A 16,481-nucleotide genomic window follows, 5' to 3' on the forward strand; every position below is an offset into this window, starting at 1 on the left:
GTCCGGGCGGGTCCCACTTGGCTGGGCTAGAGGGAAATCGATGAGCATGCAGAAAAAACCGCAGATGGTTGAGGCCGTGATGTTCTTCCGGGAGCGGGGCGGTATCTGCAAACAAATGCTCTTTCCCGAATTCGAGGCTCTGCTCGACGGTGTGGTCAACATGCCGGAATTCGCCGATCAGCAGCTTCGGGTCGCCTATGTGGTGATCAACCCGCGCCTGCTGATCAAGGCCGCGGTGTTCTTCTATCTGGATTTCGACGAGAGGGGGGCACCTGACCGAGGCTGGAACATCCCCTTGCAGCACCTGGCCGAGAAGGCCGGGCGCGGCCCCGATCTGGGGGCCGGGCCGATTCGTCTGGCGTGCCGCAGTCAGTGTCCCGTCTCCTGGCATCAAATGCATCTTTGGGATCCGAGCCTGGCGCCCGGGCAGAACGATCTGGCGTTGCTGCGCGATGCGGCCAAGCGCAACAGCCTGGGCCTGCTGGTGGAGGACGAAACCGCACAGGCGGTGGCGCCCGAACGTTTGCAGATGGCCTCCGAGGACGGTTGGTATGCCTCGGAGGGCGGCAAGGAGGCGGCCGCCAAGCTCTCGGAGAAACTGGATCAGGAACACCGCCTGAAGACCGCGCAGCTGATCAAGCAGCAGCGCTTACGTATCGCCAGCCTGAGCCAGCAGCGCGAGGAAGAGCTGGCCAAGCTCAAGCTGGCGAGCGAAGAGCAGAGCAAGAGTCTGCAGGCGCAGATTCTCGGCCTGCATCAGGCCCTGCGCGAGCAGGAGGCCTTGAATACCACTCTCAAGGCACAACTGGCCGCCCAGGCCGCCAGCTTTCGTTCTGCCCGCGAGGAAATGGCCGAACAACTGCGCACGCTGGAACAGCATGGCCGTATCGAGAGTGACGTCGTGCGCAGGCAGCTCGAGAGCGAGATCGAGGCGAGAATCGCCGCGGCGGTGGTCGAGCACAAGGAACAGGTTGCGGTGCGTGACGTGGAGCTGGCCTATCGCCGCGAGCAGGACGTGCAAATGCAGCAGGAGCTGGAGCGCCTGAGGCAGGAGCGCGACGAGTTGGCCAGCCAGGGCTGCGAGCAGATTCTCGAGCGTCTGGCCGCGCTCGGTGTGGTCTTCGTGGTGTACCATCCGGGGGCCGGACACCTGACCATCCCCCTGCAGGACATCGCCCGCTATCAGGACAATCCCATGGCCTATGCCGCGGCCAAGTGCTTCGTCTCCGAGGCGCAGTACCGCCAATGGCTGGCGCACTTCCAGCAGCCGAGCTGCGAGGCGACGCTGCCCAGCGGCGAGCGCTGTGCCATCCCGATCGACCGGGTCGACAGCCCCGGGCGCTTTGCCGTCGGCGATTCCAACTGCTGTTCGCGGCACAAGGCCAGTAGCCGCCTGCGTACCGTCGGTTGACCCTTGCCCCTGACTCTTCCGGACTGGACGCCTGAGGCGCCGCTCGAACGCCTGCACCTGGACTGGTTGTCGGCGGCTGGTGTCGAGGTGGCGATGCTGCGCCTGGACCTGATCGATCCGCTGATCAGTGGCAACAAGTGGTTCAAGCTCGTTCCGCACCTGCGGGCCGCCTCGGCTGCCGGGGCCGCAGGCCTGATCAGTCTTGGCGGCGCCCATTCCAATCATCTGCATGCCTTGGCCGCCGCCGGTCAACGCTTCGGCTTCCCGACCGTGGGCCTGTTGCGTGGCCTGGAGCAGGACACGCCGACGGTGCGGGATCTGCAGGCGTTCGGCATGCACCTGCACTGGCTGGGGTATGGCGGTTATCGTGCCCGCCATCAGGCGGGTTTCTGGGAGCGCTGGCGCGTGCTCTGTCCCACTCTGCACCCCTTGCCCGAAGGCGGCGGTGGTCTGCCTGGGGCTTTGGGCTGCGCCTGTCTGGTGGCGAGGGTGCGCGAGCAGCTGAGCGGGCTCGGCTGGGACGACTACCACGGCTGGTGGTTGGCCGCCGGGACGGGCACCACCTTGGCGGGGCTGGTGCTCGGCGAGGCCGGTGCCCACCCGGTCTATGGCGCCATGGCGGTGCCGGCCGATCACGGGGTGGCGCAGCAGGTCGGGGCGATCCTGCATGAGGCAGGGGTAGGCGACAGCGGCTACCGCCTGCTGGACGCCTGTCGCGGCGGATTCGCCAGAGTCGATGAGCGGTTGACGGATTTTATCCGCAGCAGCGAGGCGGCCAGCGGCGTGCCGCTGGACCCACTCTATACCGGCAAGGCGCTGATGGCGTTACGGCAGGCTGTCGAGGTCGGGCACGTCGCCCGCGGCAGTCGCCTGTTGTTTGTGCATACCGGAGGTTTGCAAGGACGCAGGGCAGGGCTGCTCGGACAGGATGGGGCTCATCGCGCGTCCCTGTCGGGGTCGCCGAGCGCTGCCATCGAGTGCCCTTAGAGCGGAGTGCGGATATCCCATGAGCGAAGCCCTGACCCCTGAACGCCTGCGCAGCCTGACGCCGCTCAATGTGCTGTCCGAGCAGCAGTGGCGCGAGTTGCGCAGGCAGCTGGTGCCCCAGCCGGTGTTGGCCGGCCAGTGGCTGTTTCGCCGCGGAGATCAGGCGCGACTGACTTACTACCTGCTGGCCGGTGAGTTGCAGCTGGAGGCCGCCGACGGCCGGCAACAGCGTCTGGTCGCCGGTAGCGAGGCCAGCTGCCATCCGCTCTCGCCCAGCTTGCCGCGCCTGCAGGATGCGCGAGCCCTGACCGACCTCAGCGTGTTGGTGCTGGACAGTGGAACCTTGAATCGACTGGTGACCTGGCGTCTCGCTCATCAGGACCTGTTGCTCGAACTCGGAGCGAGCTACGAGGAGCTGGAGTGGCTCGAGCGGCTGTTGGACTCGCCGCTGTTCGCCAGGGTGCCGCCGGCCAATGTGCGGGCGATGCTCGAACGCCTGCAGCTCGTCGAGTTGCAGGCCGGTAGTACGGTGCTGCGTGAAGGCGAGGCGGGCGACTGTTGCTATTTCCTCAAGAGCGGGCGCGTCGAGGTGATTCGTGGCACGGGCACCGAACGCCAGGTGCTGGCCGAGTTGGAGGTCGGCGCCTGTTTCGGCGAAGAGGCCCTGCTGGCCGAGCGCCCGCGCAACGCCACGGTGACCGTCGTGGAGGATGCGGTGGTGCTGCGCCTGGCCCGTCGGGATTTCGTCGCCCTGCTCAAGGAACCGGTGGTGAACGAGATCGGCCTCGGCGAAGCCGCGCGCCTGCTGACGGCGGGCGCGCAGTGGCTGGATGTGCGTTTGCAGGGCGAATACGAACGGGCTCACGCCGTCTCGGCGCTGAATATGCCGCTGCAGCTGCTGCGCCTGAAGGCGCGGCTGCTGGACCGGAGTCGAACCTATCTGTGCTACTGCGACAGCGGTCGGCGCAGCGCCAGCGCGGTGTTCTTGCTGTCGCAGCTGGGGTTCGATGGCTATGGCTTGCGCGGTGGTCTGGACGCCCTGCCGGAGGTGCAGCGCGAGGGCCTGCTGTGCGAGAGCGGTGCCGGCTATCTGGTGCGTTCCGGTGGGCGCGTCGAGCGTAGCGGCTGAGGCGACGCTGCACTTATTCCGTTTGCGCCGGCCACTGGTCGTTGACCAGGAAGACCCGCTCGACCTCATGCCAGGCACCCTGGCTGTCCGCTTGTAGCCTCACCAGCAGCTGAGCATTGGCCTGGGGCGTCAATTCGGCGAACCAGGCCTGCAGGCGCTGCTGCGACCAGAGCTCCTCCGTCTCGACCCGGGCCGGCGCCAGCCAGGCAGGGCGTGGCAAGGGCTGCCAGGGCCCTTCGTGGTGCTGCTCCAGGAATCGAAGCCAGTCGCGGTGATGCAGCCAGCGGCCCTTCAGATGCTGAGGGTTGGCGCCCTGAGGGGGACGGCAGTGCTGCGGCCAGGGGTAGAACAGGTAGCCGCCGAGCCACAGCGCGGCTTGTGCCTCGGCCAGGTCCAGGGCTGCCAGGGCCGCGCGAGCCTCGCCGCGGGCCGACAGCGGCAGCTGGTGCTGGCTGAGGTGGTCGAGCTTGATGTCCAGGCGATCATGGCTGCCGGGGCCCAGCCACTGGGCCGGTTGTTCGCCGTCGCCGTTTTCGGGGCCGAGGTAGAGCTTGACCGCCAGTTCCAGATGGTGCTCGCCTTCGTCGTCGCGCAGCAGCAGATCCAGTTCGCCGAGGGTGTGGCCGTTCTGGCGGATCGGCAGGTTGGCCGCCAGCAGCTCGATGCCCGGCGCCGCCTGCAGGGCGAACTGCCACAGACGTTCGTAGTACAGACCCAGGCGGCGCACCGAGCTCTGTTCCAGCCAGGCGGTCAGCGTGCTGCTGTCGTGATCCAGGCGCCGTAGCCAGTCGGCCAACGCACCGGGGCTGCGTCGCCAGTGGCTGGCGCTGAGGGGGTGGCGCTGGGGCCAGGGCGTATGGCTGAGCATCGGCGGCGACAGCAGCACCCAGGCCAGGTCCCGCACCGCAGGTTCGTGCAGCTGCTGGGGCAGGTCGGCAAGCGAGGCGAAAGGCGTCATGCTGCGAGCATAGCGCCTAATCATCGGTGGGGCGCGGGTTTGCCGCTGTTATCGGCTTTCGCCCATAATCGGGGCTCTCTTGACCCTGAGCTGCGGGAGCACCATGGAGCAATTTCGCAATATCGGCATCATCGGCCGCCTCGGCAGCACCCAGGTGCTCGATACCATTCGCCGGCTCAAGCGTTTCCTGCTCGATCGCCACCTGCATGTGATCCTCGAGGACACCATCGCCGAAGTGCTGCCGGGCCATGGCCTGCAGACCTCCTCGCGGAAGATTCTCGGCGAGGTGTGCGATCTGGTGATAGTGGTCGGCGGCGATGGCAGCCTGCTCGGTGCGGCCCGTTCGCTGGCCCGGCACAAGGTGCCGGTGCTGGGGGTCAACCGCGGCAGCCTGGGCTTTCTCACCGATATCCGCCCGGACGAGTTGGAGGTCAAGGTCGCCGAGGTGCTGGAAGGCAACTACCTCACCGAGAACCGCTTCCTGCTGGAGGCCGAGGTGCGTCGCCATGCCGAGGCGATCGGCCAGGGTGACGCGCTCAACGACGTGGTGCTGCATCCCGGCAAGTCGACGCGGATGATCGAGTTCGAGTTGTATATCGACGGCCAGTTCGTCTGCAGCCAGAAGGCCGACGGCCTGATCGTCTCGACGCCGACGGGCTCCACCGCCTACGCGCTGTCGGCCGGTGGGCCGATCATGCATCCCAAGCTGGATGCCATCGTCATCGTGCCGATGTACCCGCATACCCTGTCCAGCCGGCCGATCGTGGTCGATGGCAACAGCGAGTTGAAGATAGTCGTGTCCAAGGACATGCAGATCTACCCGCAGGTTTCCTGCGACGGCCAGCACCACTTCACCTGCGCCCCCGGCGATACCATCACGGTGAGCAAGAAGCCGCAGAAGCTCTGTCTCATCCATCCGCTGGACCACAACTACTACGAGGTCTGCCGCACCAAGCTGGGCTGGGGCAGCCGCCTCGGTGGCGGGGGGAGTTGAATGCTGCTCGACCCGACACGTGGCTATGACCTGATCGGCGACATTCATGGCTGCGCCCACACCCTCGAGCGTCTGCTCGATGCCCTTGGCTACCGGTTGCAGGCTGGCGTATGGCGCCATCCGCGGCGCCAGGCGATCTTTCTCGGCGACCTGGTCGACCGTGGCCCGCGCATTCGCGAGGCCCTGCACCTGGTCCATGGCATGGTTGTCGCCGGCGAGGCCCTGTGCGTGATGGGCAATCACGAGTACAACGCCCTGGCCTGGAGCACCGCGGCCCCCCCCGGCAGCGGCCGCCAGCATGTGCGCGAGCACACGCCGCGGCATGCGCGGCTGATCAAGGAGACCCTGGAGCAGTTCGAGGCTTATCCGGCCGAGTGGCGAGCCTTTCTCGACTGGTTCTACGAGCTGCCGCTGTTCATCGATGCCGGGCGTTTCCGCGTGGTGCATGCCTGCTGGGACGCCGGGCTGATCGAGCCGCTGCGTGCGCAGTTTGCCGATGGCCGTATCGACGAGCACTTCCTCCAGGCCTCGGCAGTGCATGGCAGCTTCGCCAATACAGTGTTCAATCGCCTGCTGCGCGGCACCGACATGCGCCTGCCCCACGGCCTGACCCTGACCAGCGACGACGGCTTCACCCGTGCGCATTTCCGCACCAAGTTCTGGGAAGAGAACCCGCAGACTTACGGCGACATCGTGTTCCAGCCCGACGCCCTGCCGGAACTGGCCGCCCAGACTCCGCTCTCCGAGTTGCAGAAGAGCGAGCTGTTGAAGTACGGCGCCGACCAGCCGCTGCTGTTCGTCGGCCATTACTGGCGCAGCGGCAAACCGGCGCCGATCCGCGCCAACCTGGCCTGCCTGGACTACAGCGCGGTGCTCTACGGCAAGCTGGTGGCCTACCGCCTGGATCAGGAGAAGCGCCTGGACCCGCGCAAGTTCGTCTGGGTCGAGGTGGCGCGTCCGGAGGCGCCGCGGTGAGCCCGGTCGCCGCCCTGCGTTTGCCGCTGCAGATAGACCTCGGCGCATTTCTGGCCTTGCTGCAGCGCCTGCAGGTGCCGCATCGGGTAACCGAGGAGGCCGGCGAACAGGTGCTCTGGGTGCCGGACGAGGCGCTGGCCGAGCAGATCCGCGAGCTCTATGCGCGCTACCCCCAGGGCGATCCCGAGGCGCAGGTGCCCGGGACGCAAGCGTCGGTCGGCTTCCTCCAGAACCTCAAGGGCAGCCCGCTGACGACCGCCATGCTTGGCCTGACCCTACTGGTCGCGGCCCTGACCCTGCTCGGCGAGAATTTCGCCGCGATCCGCTGGCTGAGCTTCGTCGACTTCCGTATTCAGGGCGATTACGTCTATTTCAGTTACCTGAGCGAGACCCTGGCAACCGGCCAATGGTGGCGCCTGCTGACGCCGATGCTGATCCACTTCGGCGTGCTGCACCTGGCGATGAACGCGCTGTGGTACTGGGTGCTGGGTCGGCGCATCGAGGCGCGGCAGGGCACCTGGATGCTGCTGGGACTGACCCTGGTGTTCGGCCTGGCGGCCAACTTAGCCCAGTATTGGTATGCCGGTCCCTCGCTGTTCGGCGGCCTGTCCGGCGTGCTCTACGGTCTGCTCGGGCATTGCTGGCTGTTCCAACGCCTGGCGCCGAACGCCGAGTATCGCCTGCCGCCGGGCTTGCTGGTGCTGATGCTTGGCTGGCTGCTGCTGTGCATGACCGGCATCTTCGAGCTGCTGCGTTTCGCCGCCATCGCCAATGCCGCCCATGTCGGCGGCCTGCTCGCCGGCTGCGCCACCGGGCTGATGGGCGGCGCACTGGCGCGCCAACGCCGCTAGCAGGCTGGTAAACTGCCCCTTTGTTTCTGGAGCCGCCCATGTCGTCCTTTCTGCAAGCCATCGAAAACATCACCCCGGAGATCTACCAGAGCCTGAAGCTGGCGGTGGAGATCGGCAAGTGGCCGGACGGCCGCAAGCTGACCCAGGAGCAGAAGGAGCTGAGCCTGCAGGCGCTGATCGCCTGGGAAATGCAGAACCTGCCGGAAGACCAGCGCATCGGCTACATGGGCCCGCAGGAGTGCAGCTCCAAGTCCGCGCCGGTGCCGAACCTGCTGTTCAAGTCCTCGGAAAGCCTGCACTGATGATCGAGCTTGGACGTGGCTCGCTGAGCAAAATGGCAGCGCGCCTGGAGGCGCCGGTGCAATACGCCTTTCGCCTGGGCGAGCAGGAGGTGCCGGTCAATCCGCTGATCGGCCAGCCGCTGCGCCTGGAGTACCTCGGCGCCATTCACTGCACCCACTGCGGGCGCAAGACCAAGACCAGCTTCAGTCAGGGTTACTGCTACCCCTGCATGCAGAAGCTGGCCCAGTGCGACGTGTGCATCATGAGCCCGGAGCGCTGCCACTACGACGCCGGCACCTGCCGCGAGCCGAGCTGGGGCGAGCAGTTCTGCATGACCGATCATGTGGTCTATCTGGCCAACTCATCGGGGGTCAAGGTCGGCATCACCCGTGCCACCCAGGTGCCGACGCGCTGGCTGGACCAGGGCGCCAGCCAGGCGCTGCCGATCCTGCGGGTGGCGACCCGCCAGCAGTCCGGCTTCGTCGAGGACCTGCTGCGCAGCCAGGTGGCGGACAAGACCAACTGGCGTGCCCTGCTCAAGGGCGATGCGGCGCCGGTCGACCTGGCGGCGGTGCGCGACCGGCTGTTCGACAGCTGCGGCGAGGGGCTCGAGGCGCTGCAGCAGCGTTTCGGCCTCCAGGCGATCCAGCCGCTGCTCGATCGGCCCGTGGTGGAGATCGGCTACCCGATCGAGGCCTATCCGGCCAAGATCAGCAGCTTCAACCTGGACAAGAATCCCGTCGCCGAGGGCACGCTGATGGGCATCAAGGGCCAATACCTGTTGTTCGACAGCGGGGTGATCAATATCCGCAAGTACACCGGCTACCAGTTGGCCGTGTATCAATAGGCCGCCTGCCGGGCGGCGCCGACCATAATTCGCAGATCGGGCCGAACCGGGCCCTGAACCAGAAGGGCCACAAGCCATGCGTACCGAACAACCGAAGATGATCTACCTCAAGGACTACCAGGCGCCGGATTATCTGATCGACGAGACGCACCTGACCTTCGAGCTGTTCGAGGACCACAGCCTGGTACACGCCCAGCTGGTGATGCGCCGCAACCCCGCGTGCGCCGGCGGCGAGCTGCCGCCCCTGATACTCGACGGCCAGCAGCTCGAACTGCTGTCGCTTTCGCTGGATGGCGAGGAACTGAGCGAGACCGACTACCAGCTCGACGACAGCCACCTGCGCCTGCAGCCCAAGGCCGAGCGCTTCGTCATCGACAGCAGCGTGCGCATCCATCCGGAAAGCAACACCGCGCTGGAGGGCCTGTACAAGTCCGGTGGCATGTTCTGCACCCAGTGCGAGGCCGAGGGCTTTCGCAAGATCACCTACTACCTCGACCGTCCGGACGTGATGAGCAAGTTCACCACCACGGTCAGCGCCGAGCAGCATCGCTACCCGGTGCTGCTGTCCAACGGCAACCCGGTCGCCAGCGGCCCGGAGGAAGGCGGCCGGCACTGGGCGACCTGGGAAGACCCGTTCAAGAAACCGGCCTACCTGTTCGCCCTGGTGGCGGGCGACCTGTGGTGCGTGGAGGACAGCTTCACCACCATGAGCCGGCGCGAGGTGGCGCTGCGCATCTATGTCGAGCCGGAGAACATCGACAAGTGCCAGCACGCCATGGACAGCCTGAAGAAGTCGATGAAGTGGGACGAGGAGGTCTACGGCCGCGAGTACGACCTGGACATCTTCATGATCGTCGCGGTCAACGACTTCAACATGGGCGCCATGGAGAACAAGGGCCTCAACATCTTCAACTCCAGCTGCGTACTGGCCCGCGCCGAGACCGCCACCGACGCCGCCCACCAGCGGGTCGAGGCGGTGGTGGCCCACGAGTACTTCCACAACTGGTCGGGCAACCGGGTAACCTGCCGCGACTGGTTCCAGCTGTCGCTCAAGGAAGGCTTCACCGTGTTCCGCGATGCCGAGTTCAGCGCCGACATGAACTCGCGCACGGTCAAGCGCATCGAGGACGTGGCCTACCTGCGCACCCACCAGTTCGCCGAGGACGCCGGGCCCATGGCCCACCCGGTGCGCCCGGACGCCTACATGGAGATCTCCAACTTCTACACCCTGACGGTCTACGAGAAGGGTTCGGAAGTGCTGCGCATGATCCACTGCCTGCTCGGCGCCGAGGCGTTCCGCCAGGGCAGCGACCTGTACTTCGCGCGTCACGACGGCCAGGCGGTGACCTGCGACGACTTCATCCAGGCCATGGAGGACGCCAGCGGCCAGGATCTCAGCCAGTTCAAACGCTGGTACACCCAGGCCGGCACGCCGCGTTTGGCGGTCAGCGAGGTCTATGATGCGCAGGCCAAGACCTACAGCCTGACCTTCCGGCAGAGCTGCCCGGCCACCCCGGGGCAGAGCGAGAAGCAGCCGTTCGTCATCCCGGTCGCCCTGGGCCTGCTGGATGCGGCGGGCAACGACCTGCCGCTGCGCCTGGCCGGCGAGTCGGCGGCAGTGGGCACCTCGCGGGTGCTGTCGGTGACCGAGGCAGAGCAGCGCTTCGTCTTCGAGGGCATCGAGGCCAAGCCGTTGCCCTCCTTGCTGCGCGGCTTCAGTGCGCCGGTCAAGCTGAGCTTCCCCTACAGCCGCGATCAGCTGATGTTCCTCATGCAGCACGACAGCGACGGCTTCAACCGCTGGGAGGCCGGCCAGCAGCTGGCGGTGCAGGTGCTGCAGGAGCTGATCGGCCAGCAGCAGCGCGGCGAGGCCCTGGTCATGGACCCGCGCCTGACCGGCGCCCTGCGCAGCGTGCTGGAGGACGAGCAACTGGATCAGGCCATGGTCGCCGAGATGCTGTCGCTGCCGGGCGAGGGCTATCTCACCGAGATCAGCGAGGTGGCCGACGTCGAGGCCATCCACGCGGCCCGCGAGTTCGCCCGCCGGCAACTGGCCGAGGCCCTGTTCGAACCCTTGTGGCAGCGCTACCAGGCCAACCGCGAGGCGTCGCGCAACAGTGCCTATGTCGCCGAGGCCGCGCACTTCGCCCGCCGCAGCCTGCAGAACATCGCCCTGTCCTACCTGATGCTCGACGGCAAGGCCGAGGTGCTGGCCGCCTGCCTGGAGCAGTTCGAGGTGTGCGACAACATGACCGAGCGCCTCGCCGCCCTGGCGGTGCTGGTCAATTCGCCGTACGAGGAGGAGAAGGCCAAGGCCCTGGCCAGCTTCGCCGAATTCTTCAAGGACAACCCCCTGGTCATGGACCAGTGGTTCAGCGTGCAGGCCGCCTGCAGCCTGCCCGGCGCGCTGCAGCGGGTGCAGCAGCTGATGCAGCACCCGACCTTCACCCTGAAGAACCCGAACAAGGTGCGCGCCCTGATCGGCGCCTTCGCCGGGCAGAACCCGGTGGGCTTCCACCAGGCCGACGGCAGTGGCTACCGCTTCCTCGCCGACCAGGTGATCACCCTCAACGCCCTCAACCCGCAGATCGCCGCGCGCCTGCTGGCGCCGCTGACGCGCTGGCGCAAGTACGACAGCGCCCGTCAGGGCCTGATGAGGGCCGAGCTGGAGCGCATCCTGGCCTCCGGCGAGCTGTCCAGCGACGTCTTCGAGGTGGTCAGCAAGAGCCTCGCCTGAGGTTCATCCGCGCCCGCGTGAAAGTGTTACCGACCTTGGGTCGGTAACACTTTTTTGTTACCCAATGAAATTTAAACGACATCGCTTATGCGCTTTCTTACTTTAGATTGCCGCGGTGCGGCTTGACTGTGTCTGCATTTCCTGAATTCGAATGCCTGTCTATCGATAGAAGGAATGACTGAGGCTGTCGGATCGTAGGACAGGATTCGTCGTTCCTGATGCGTATTCATTCCCGTTGATCAGTGTCTGATCGGTCACAAAGTGGCTCTAGGGCCGGGCTCGCAGGATGCTGGCCTGTTTTTATACGACCGTTTGAATTGGCACCATGGTTGCAATAGCCGCCGGGGTTTTGTCTCCGCATCGGTGCATGCCAGTGCAGAACCGCGCGTGAGCGCGCTGGGGCGTTTCCTGCCAACCAACCTAGGCCGTCGTCAGTGCGGCTGTGCCGCGCCCCGTTGTCGGGCGCGAAAAGAAGAACGATCTGTCCACGGAGTGAAGTCTCGATGGAAATTAATGCCCGCAAGCCCCTATTGCGTTTCGCGCCGGCCAAGGCCGGTTTCGCCTTTGCCGGCATCTTGCCGCTGCTGGTAGCCGCCCAGGCCCAGGCGGTGGAATTCAGCTTCGCCGACAACGAAATCGCCGGCTCCATCGACACCACCGTCTCCTATGGCCAGCTCTGGCGTGTGCAGGGTCAGGACAAGAGCAACAACGACATCAACACCAACGACGGCAATCGCAACTTCGATACCGGCCTGGTTTCCGAGGTGTTCAAGATCACTTCGGACCTGGAAGTGACCTACCAGAACTACGGGGCCTTCATTCGCGGCACGGCGTTCTATGACACCCAGATCATGGACAAGCGCAACGACTATCTCGGCGCCAACGATCCAGTGCAGCCGAGCCAGAGCTTCCCGCACGACAATCACTTCACCTCCGAGACCCGCCACAAGGCCGGGCGCGACGCACAGATCCTCGACGCCTATGTCTACGGCAACTGGGATATCGGTGACATGCCGCTGACCGCGCGCCTGGGGCGCCAGGTGTTCAACTGGGGCGAGGGCATCTTCTATCGCGGCGGCATCAACACCACCAATCCGGTGGATGCGGCCAAGTTCCGCCTGCCCGGCTCCGAACTGAAGGAAGTGCTGGTGCCGGTGGAGGCGCTGAACTTCAACATCGGCCTGACCGATAACCTGTCGATGGAGACCTTCTACCAGTTCAACTGGAAGGAGTCGGCCATCGACCCGGTGGGTACCTATTTCTCCGAGACCGACCTGTTCGCCGACGGTGGCAATACGGCTTACTCCACCCAGCCGGCGTTGATCGGTGCGGGGCCGCTGTATAACCAGCTGAGCGCCTTGGGTGTGGGTGGGTTGCAGGGCGGTCGACCAATCGACGCCAGCGGCAATATCAAGGTCGCCTCGATCGGGCCGGATATCAACGCCAAGAATGATGGCCAGTTCGGTGTGGCCTTCCGTTATATCGCCGAGGAACTGAACTCCACCGAGTTCGGCTTCTATTTCGTCAATTACCACGCCAAAGAGCCGACCATTGCCGCGGACCTGGGCAGCTACCAGGGCCTCAACCTGCAGCAAATCGCGCAAACGATAGTCGCTGGCCAAACGCAGCAGGGACTGCTGCAAGCCGGCTTTACCCCCGCGCAGATTGCCCAGGTCGCGGCCGGCGGCTCCACCGGCAGTCCGGCGGCAGATGCGGCGATCGGCGGTGCGTTGGCTAGCATTCCTGCGACCGTCGGGGCGGGCTTGGCTGATCCAAACTCTACGCTTTCGCGTGCTGTGGGCGGGGTTGCGACCATCGATGTGGCCAATCAGGTCAATGGTCGACGCGAATATGCCGAAGATATCCGCATGTACGGCATGAGCTTCAATACCACCGTAGGCGAGGCCTCGGTGTTCGGGGAGCTGTCCTATCGGCCGAACCTGCCGGTCGGCATCGCCACCACCAACGACCTGCTGGGTGATCTGCTGCTCCAGGCGCCGGCCCTGGCTACGCCGGGTAGGATCGTCAATATCGGCGGGCAGAGCGTTCAGTTGGGCGATCAGATCCATAACTACGAGCGCGTCGAGGCCTTCAACGCCTCCCTGGGCAGCATCTACAACTTCGGTCCGACCCTGGGCTTCGATTCGCTGTTCGGTGTCGCCGAACTGGCTTCCGAGCACCTGCGCGGCAGCGACCTGCAATACAGCTCGCGAAACGGCAACCGTTACTACGCCGGTCGCCCCAACAGCGCCTATGTCTCGGGCTTCGATCGCGACGACCAGATCAACAAGAACGCCTACGGCTACACCCTGATGCTGTCGGGCACCTGGAACGACGTCTACGCCGGGGTCAACCTGTCGCCCTTCGCCGTGTACAAGCATGACTTCGAAGGCAACTCGCACCAGACCGGCAACTTCATCGAGGGGCGTAAGGCCTACACCGTCGGCCTGCGCGCCAGCTACCTCAACAGCCTGGAAACCGAGCTGCAATACACCGAGTTCTATGGCGCCGGGCAGAATAACTCGACGCGCGACCGCGACAACATCGGCGTCAACGTCAAGTACTCCTTCTAAGTCCTAACGAGAAATTTTCCGGGTGCCGACAGGTGCCCGGTGCAATCTGATTACGGAGAAATGCGATGCTGAGAAAGCACACCTTGATGGGCGCTGCCGTTGCCCTGGCGCTGTCCGCCGGCAGCGCGCTGGCGGCGGTTGCGCCGCAGGAAGCGGCCAAGCTGGGCGCCAGCTTGACGCCTTTCGGCGCCGAGAAGGCGGGCAATGCCGCCGGCACTATTCCCGAGTGGACCGGCGGGATCACCCAGGCGCCGGCCGGCTACAGCAAGCCGGGCCAGCACCATGTCGACCCGTTCGCCAGCGACAAGCCGCTGTTTACCATCACCAAGTCCAACCTGGAGCAGTACAAGGACAACCTGACCCCGGGTCAGATCGCCCTGTTCAACGCCTACCCGAGCAGCTACCAGATGCCGGTGTACCAGAGCCGCCGCTCCGGTTCCGCGCCGCAGTGGGTGTACGACAACAGCATCAAGAACGCCACCAGTGCCAAGCTGGTCGATGGTGGCAACGGTTTCTCCGATGCCTACGGCGGCATCCCCTTCCCGATTCCGCAGAACGGCGTCGAGGCGCTGTGGAACCATATCGCTCGTTACCGTGGCAGCTACATCGTGCGTCGTGCCTCGGAAGTGGCGGTGCAGCGCAATGGCAGCTACTCCCTGGTGACCTCGCAGCAGGAGGCCATGTTCAAGTTCTACAACCCCCAGGGTTCGTACGCCGACCTGAACAACATCATGTTCTACTACCTGTCCTTCACCAAGAGCCCGGCGCGCCTGGCCGGTGGCGCGGTGCTGGTGCATGAGACCCTGGACCAGATCAAGGAGCCGCGCCAGGCCTGGGGCTACAACGCCGGCCAGCGCCGCGTGCGCCGTGCGCCGAACCTGGCCTACGACACGCCGATCGCCGCCGCGGACGGCCTGCGCACCGCCGACGACACCGACATGTTCAACGGCGCGCCGGACCGCTACGACTGGAAGCTGGTGGGCAAGAAGGAAATCTACATCCCCTACAACAACTACACCGTCACCAGCCCGGACGTGAAGTACGCCGACCTGTTGCAGGTGGGTCACCTCAATCCGGCGCTGACCCGCAACGAGCTGCACCGCGTGTGGGTGGTCGAGGGCACGCTGAAGTCCGGCGCGCGGCATATCTACTCCAAGCGCACCCTGTACCTCGACGAGGACAGCTGGCAGGCCGCCGTGGTCGACCAGTACGACGGCCGCGGCGAGCTGTGGCGCGTGTCGCTGGCCTACCTGAAGAACTACTACGACCTGCCGACCACCTGGTCCGCGCTGGATGTGTTCCACGACCTGCAGGCGCGTCGTTATCACGTGCAGAACCTGGATAACGAGGAGTCGAGCACCATCGACTTCAGCCAGCCGATTCCGGACGACGGCTATTTCAAGCCGGCCGCCCTGCGTCGCCGTGGCACGCGTTAAGCTCCCGTAGTGTCAGGCGAAGGCCGCTACAAAAGTAGCGGCCTTTTTGCATCAGCGGGTCGAATGGGCCGTCAATCACGGGGGTTTCCCTTAACAAAACATAACGTCGCGCCGATTGTCAGGGCTTTCCAAAGCTCAGTAGCATAAGCGCCTGCCACCAGGCAGAACCACCTATAACAACAAGGGGGAAGGTATATGAGTGAGCCCGTCATGCGGCGCACCCACACCGGACATGTTGCGCGGCTGTCGTGCTTGTCGGCGCTGCGCGTCCGCTCGCCGCTGGCCCAAGCGCTCTCGCTGTGCACCGCGCTGTCCATTCTGACGCTTTCCGCCTTGCCTGCGCCGGCGCAGGCCGCCGAACCTGCTCCCCGTTATGCCATCGAGTCGGCGAAAGCCTCGCAGCGCCTGCTGCTGGATGTGGTCCGGGCCGGCAAGCGCCTGGTCGCCGTGGGCGATCGTGGGCATATCCTCTACTCCGACGACAACGCCAGCACCTGGGTCCAGGCCAAGGTGCCGACCCGGCAGATGCTCACCGCCGTGTTCTTCGTCGACGACCAGCACGGCTGGGCCGTCGGCCACGATGCGCAGGTCCTCGCCAGCCGCGATGGCGGCGCCACTTGGGTCAAGCAGTTCGAGGACCGCGACCGCGAAGCGCCGCTGCTCGACCTCTGGTTCAAGGACCGCAACCAGGGATTCGCCATCGGCGCCTATGGCGCGCTGCTGGAAACCCGCGATGGCGGCGCGAACTGGGAAGACGTCAGCGAGCGCATGGACAACGAGGATGGCTATCACCTCAACGCCATAGTCGAGGTCGAGAACGCCGGTCTGTTCATCGTCGGCGAACTGGGCGCCATGTTCCGCTCGCGGGACTTCGGGCAGACCTGGGAGACCCTGCAGGGCCCCTACGAGGGGTCGCTGTTCGGCGCCCTGGCTACCGGCGAGGCGGATGGCCTGCTGGTCTACGGCCTGCGTGGCCATCTGTTCCGCTCCGTCGATTTCGGCGACAGCTGGCAGCAGATCGAAGTTCATACCCCGAACAACGGTCCGCTGGAGTTCGGCCTGGCCGACGGTGGCCGACTGGCCGATGGCTCGATCGTGGTGGTCGGGCATGGCGGCACCGTGCTCAAGAGCAGCGATAACGGCCGCAGTTTCAACCTGACCAACCGACCCGACCGCTTGTCCCTGGCCGGGGTGACCGCGCTGGAAAACGGCAATCTGATTCTGGTGGGGCAGGGCGGTGTGCATGCCGCCACGCCGTCTGGCGCCGAACTGGCCCAACAACAATAAGCCGGGAGCCTCCG

General features: G+C 65.5%; 13 protein-coding genes. 12 read left to right on the plus strand and 1 reads right to left on the minus strand.

Features of this window, described 5'->3' with window-relative positions:
* The first annotated feature begins 40 nt into the window (after positions 1–40).
* The 3 genes from SBP02_RS08040 to SBP02_RS08050 are packed head-to-tail and all read left to right on the plus strand — an operon-like array spanning position 41 to position 3,527.
* Complete coding sequence (locus SBP02_RS08040) at positions 41–1,411, plus strand: chromosome partitioning protein ParA (protein ID WP_318645862.1); 1,371 nt, start codon at positions 41–43, stop codon at positions 1,409–1,411.
* Between the two features lie 3 nt (positions 1,412–1,414).
* Positions 1,415–2,398, plus strand: coding sequence for a 1-aminocyclopropane-1-carboxylate deaminase/D-cysteine desulfhydrase (locus SBP02_RS08045; protein WP_318645863.1), 984 nt, complete (start codon positions 1,415–1,417; stop codon positions 2,396–2,398).
* Positions 2,399–2,417: 19 nt separating this feature from the next.
* Positions 2,418–3,527, plus strand: coding sequence for a cyclic nucleotide-binding domain-containing protein (locus tag SBP02_RS08050; RefSeq protein WP_318645864.1), 1,110 nt, complete (start codon positions 2,418–2,420; stop codon positions 3,525–3,527).
* A gap of 13 nt (positions 3,528–3,540) precedes the next feature.
* On the opposite strand, the gene SBP02_RS08055 is transcribed toward SBP02_RS08050, so the two are convergent.
* On the minus strand, positions 3,541–4,485 hold the full coding sequence (locus tag SBP02_RS08055; RefSeq protein ID WP_318645865.1) for a DUF1853 family protein: 945 nt from the start codon (positions 4,483–4,485) through the stop codon (positions 3,541–3,543).
* Positions 4,486–4,588: 103 nt separating this feature from the next.
* On the opposite strand from SBP02_RS08055, the gene SBP02_RS08060 reads away from it, so the two are divergent.
* From SBP02_RS08060 to SBP02_RS08100, 9 genes are all read left to right on the plus strand, one after another.
* Positions 4,589–5,479, plus strand: coding sequence for an NAD(+) kinase (locus SBP02_RS08060; RefSeq protein ID WP_318645866.1), 891 nt, complete (start codon positions 4,589–4,591; stop codon positions 5,477–5,479).
* Positions 5,480–6,454: a metallophosphoesterase gene (locus tag SBP02_RS08065; RefSeq protein ID WP_318645867.1), complete on the plus strand. Its 975-nt coding sequence runs from the start codon at positions 5,480–5,482 to the stop codon at positions 6,452–6,454.
* Entirely contained in the window at positions 6,451–7,305 is an 855-nt protein-coding gene (locus SBP02_RS08070; RefSeq protein WP_318645868.1) for a rhomboid family intramembrane serine protease, read from the plus strand. Before SBP02_RS08065 ends, SBP02_RS08070 begins: the two co-directional genes overlap by 4 nt.
* 38 nt (positions 7,306–7,343) lie before the next feature.
* On the plus strand, positions 7,344–7,607 hold the full coding sequence (locus tag SBP02_RS08075) for a YeaC family protein (protein WP_318645869.1): 264 nt from the start codon (positions 7,344–7,346) through the stop codon (positions 7,605–7,607).
* Entirely contained in the window at positions 7,607–8,434 is an 828-nt protein-coding gene (locus tag SBP02_RS08080; protein ID WP_318645870.1) for a DUF2797 domain-containing protein, read from the plus strand. The genes SBP02_RS08075 and SBP02_RS08080 overlap by 1 nt, the downstream gene beginning before the upstream one ends.
* Before the next feature lie 76 nt (positions 8,435–8,510).
* Positions 8,511–11,171: an aminopeptidase N gene (pepN, locus tag SBP02_RS08085; RefSeq protein ID WP_318645871.1), complete on the plus strand. Its 2,661-nt coding sequence runs from the start codon at positions 8,511–8,513 to the stop codon at positions 11,169–11,171.
* Between the two features lie 503 nt (positions 11,172–11,674).
* On the plus strand, positions 11,675–13,744 hold the full coding sequence (locus SBP02_RS08090) for a DUF1302 domain-containing protein (protein WP_318645872.1): 2,070 nt from the start codon (positions 11,675–11,677) through the stop codon (positions 13,742–13,744).
* A gap of 65 nt (positions 13,745–13,809) precedes the next feature.
* Positions 13,810–15,180 (plus strand): DUF1329 domain-containing protein, encoded by a 1,371-nt coding sequence (locus tag SBP02_RS08095; RefSeq protein ID WP_318645873.1) that lies wholly within the window; start codon positions 13,810–13,812, stop codon positions 15,178–15,180.
* Positions 15,181–15,375: 195 nt separating this feature from the next.
* Positions 15,376–16,467 carry a WD40/YVTN/BNR-like repeat-containing protein gene (locus SBP02_RS08100; protein WP_369959565.1) on the plus strand — a complete coding sequence of 364 codons (1,092 nt, stop codon included), beginning with the start codon at positions 15,376–15,378 and terminating at the stop codon, positions 16,465–16,467.
* The last annotated feature ends 14 nt before the right edge of the window (positions 16,468–16,481 follow it).

Source organism: Pseudomonas benzenivorans (genome assembly GCF_033547155.1).
Classification (GTDB): Bacteria; Pseudomonadota; Gammaproteobacteria; order Pseudomonadales; family Pseudomonadaceae; genus Aquipseudomonas; species Aquipseudomonas benzenivorans_B.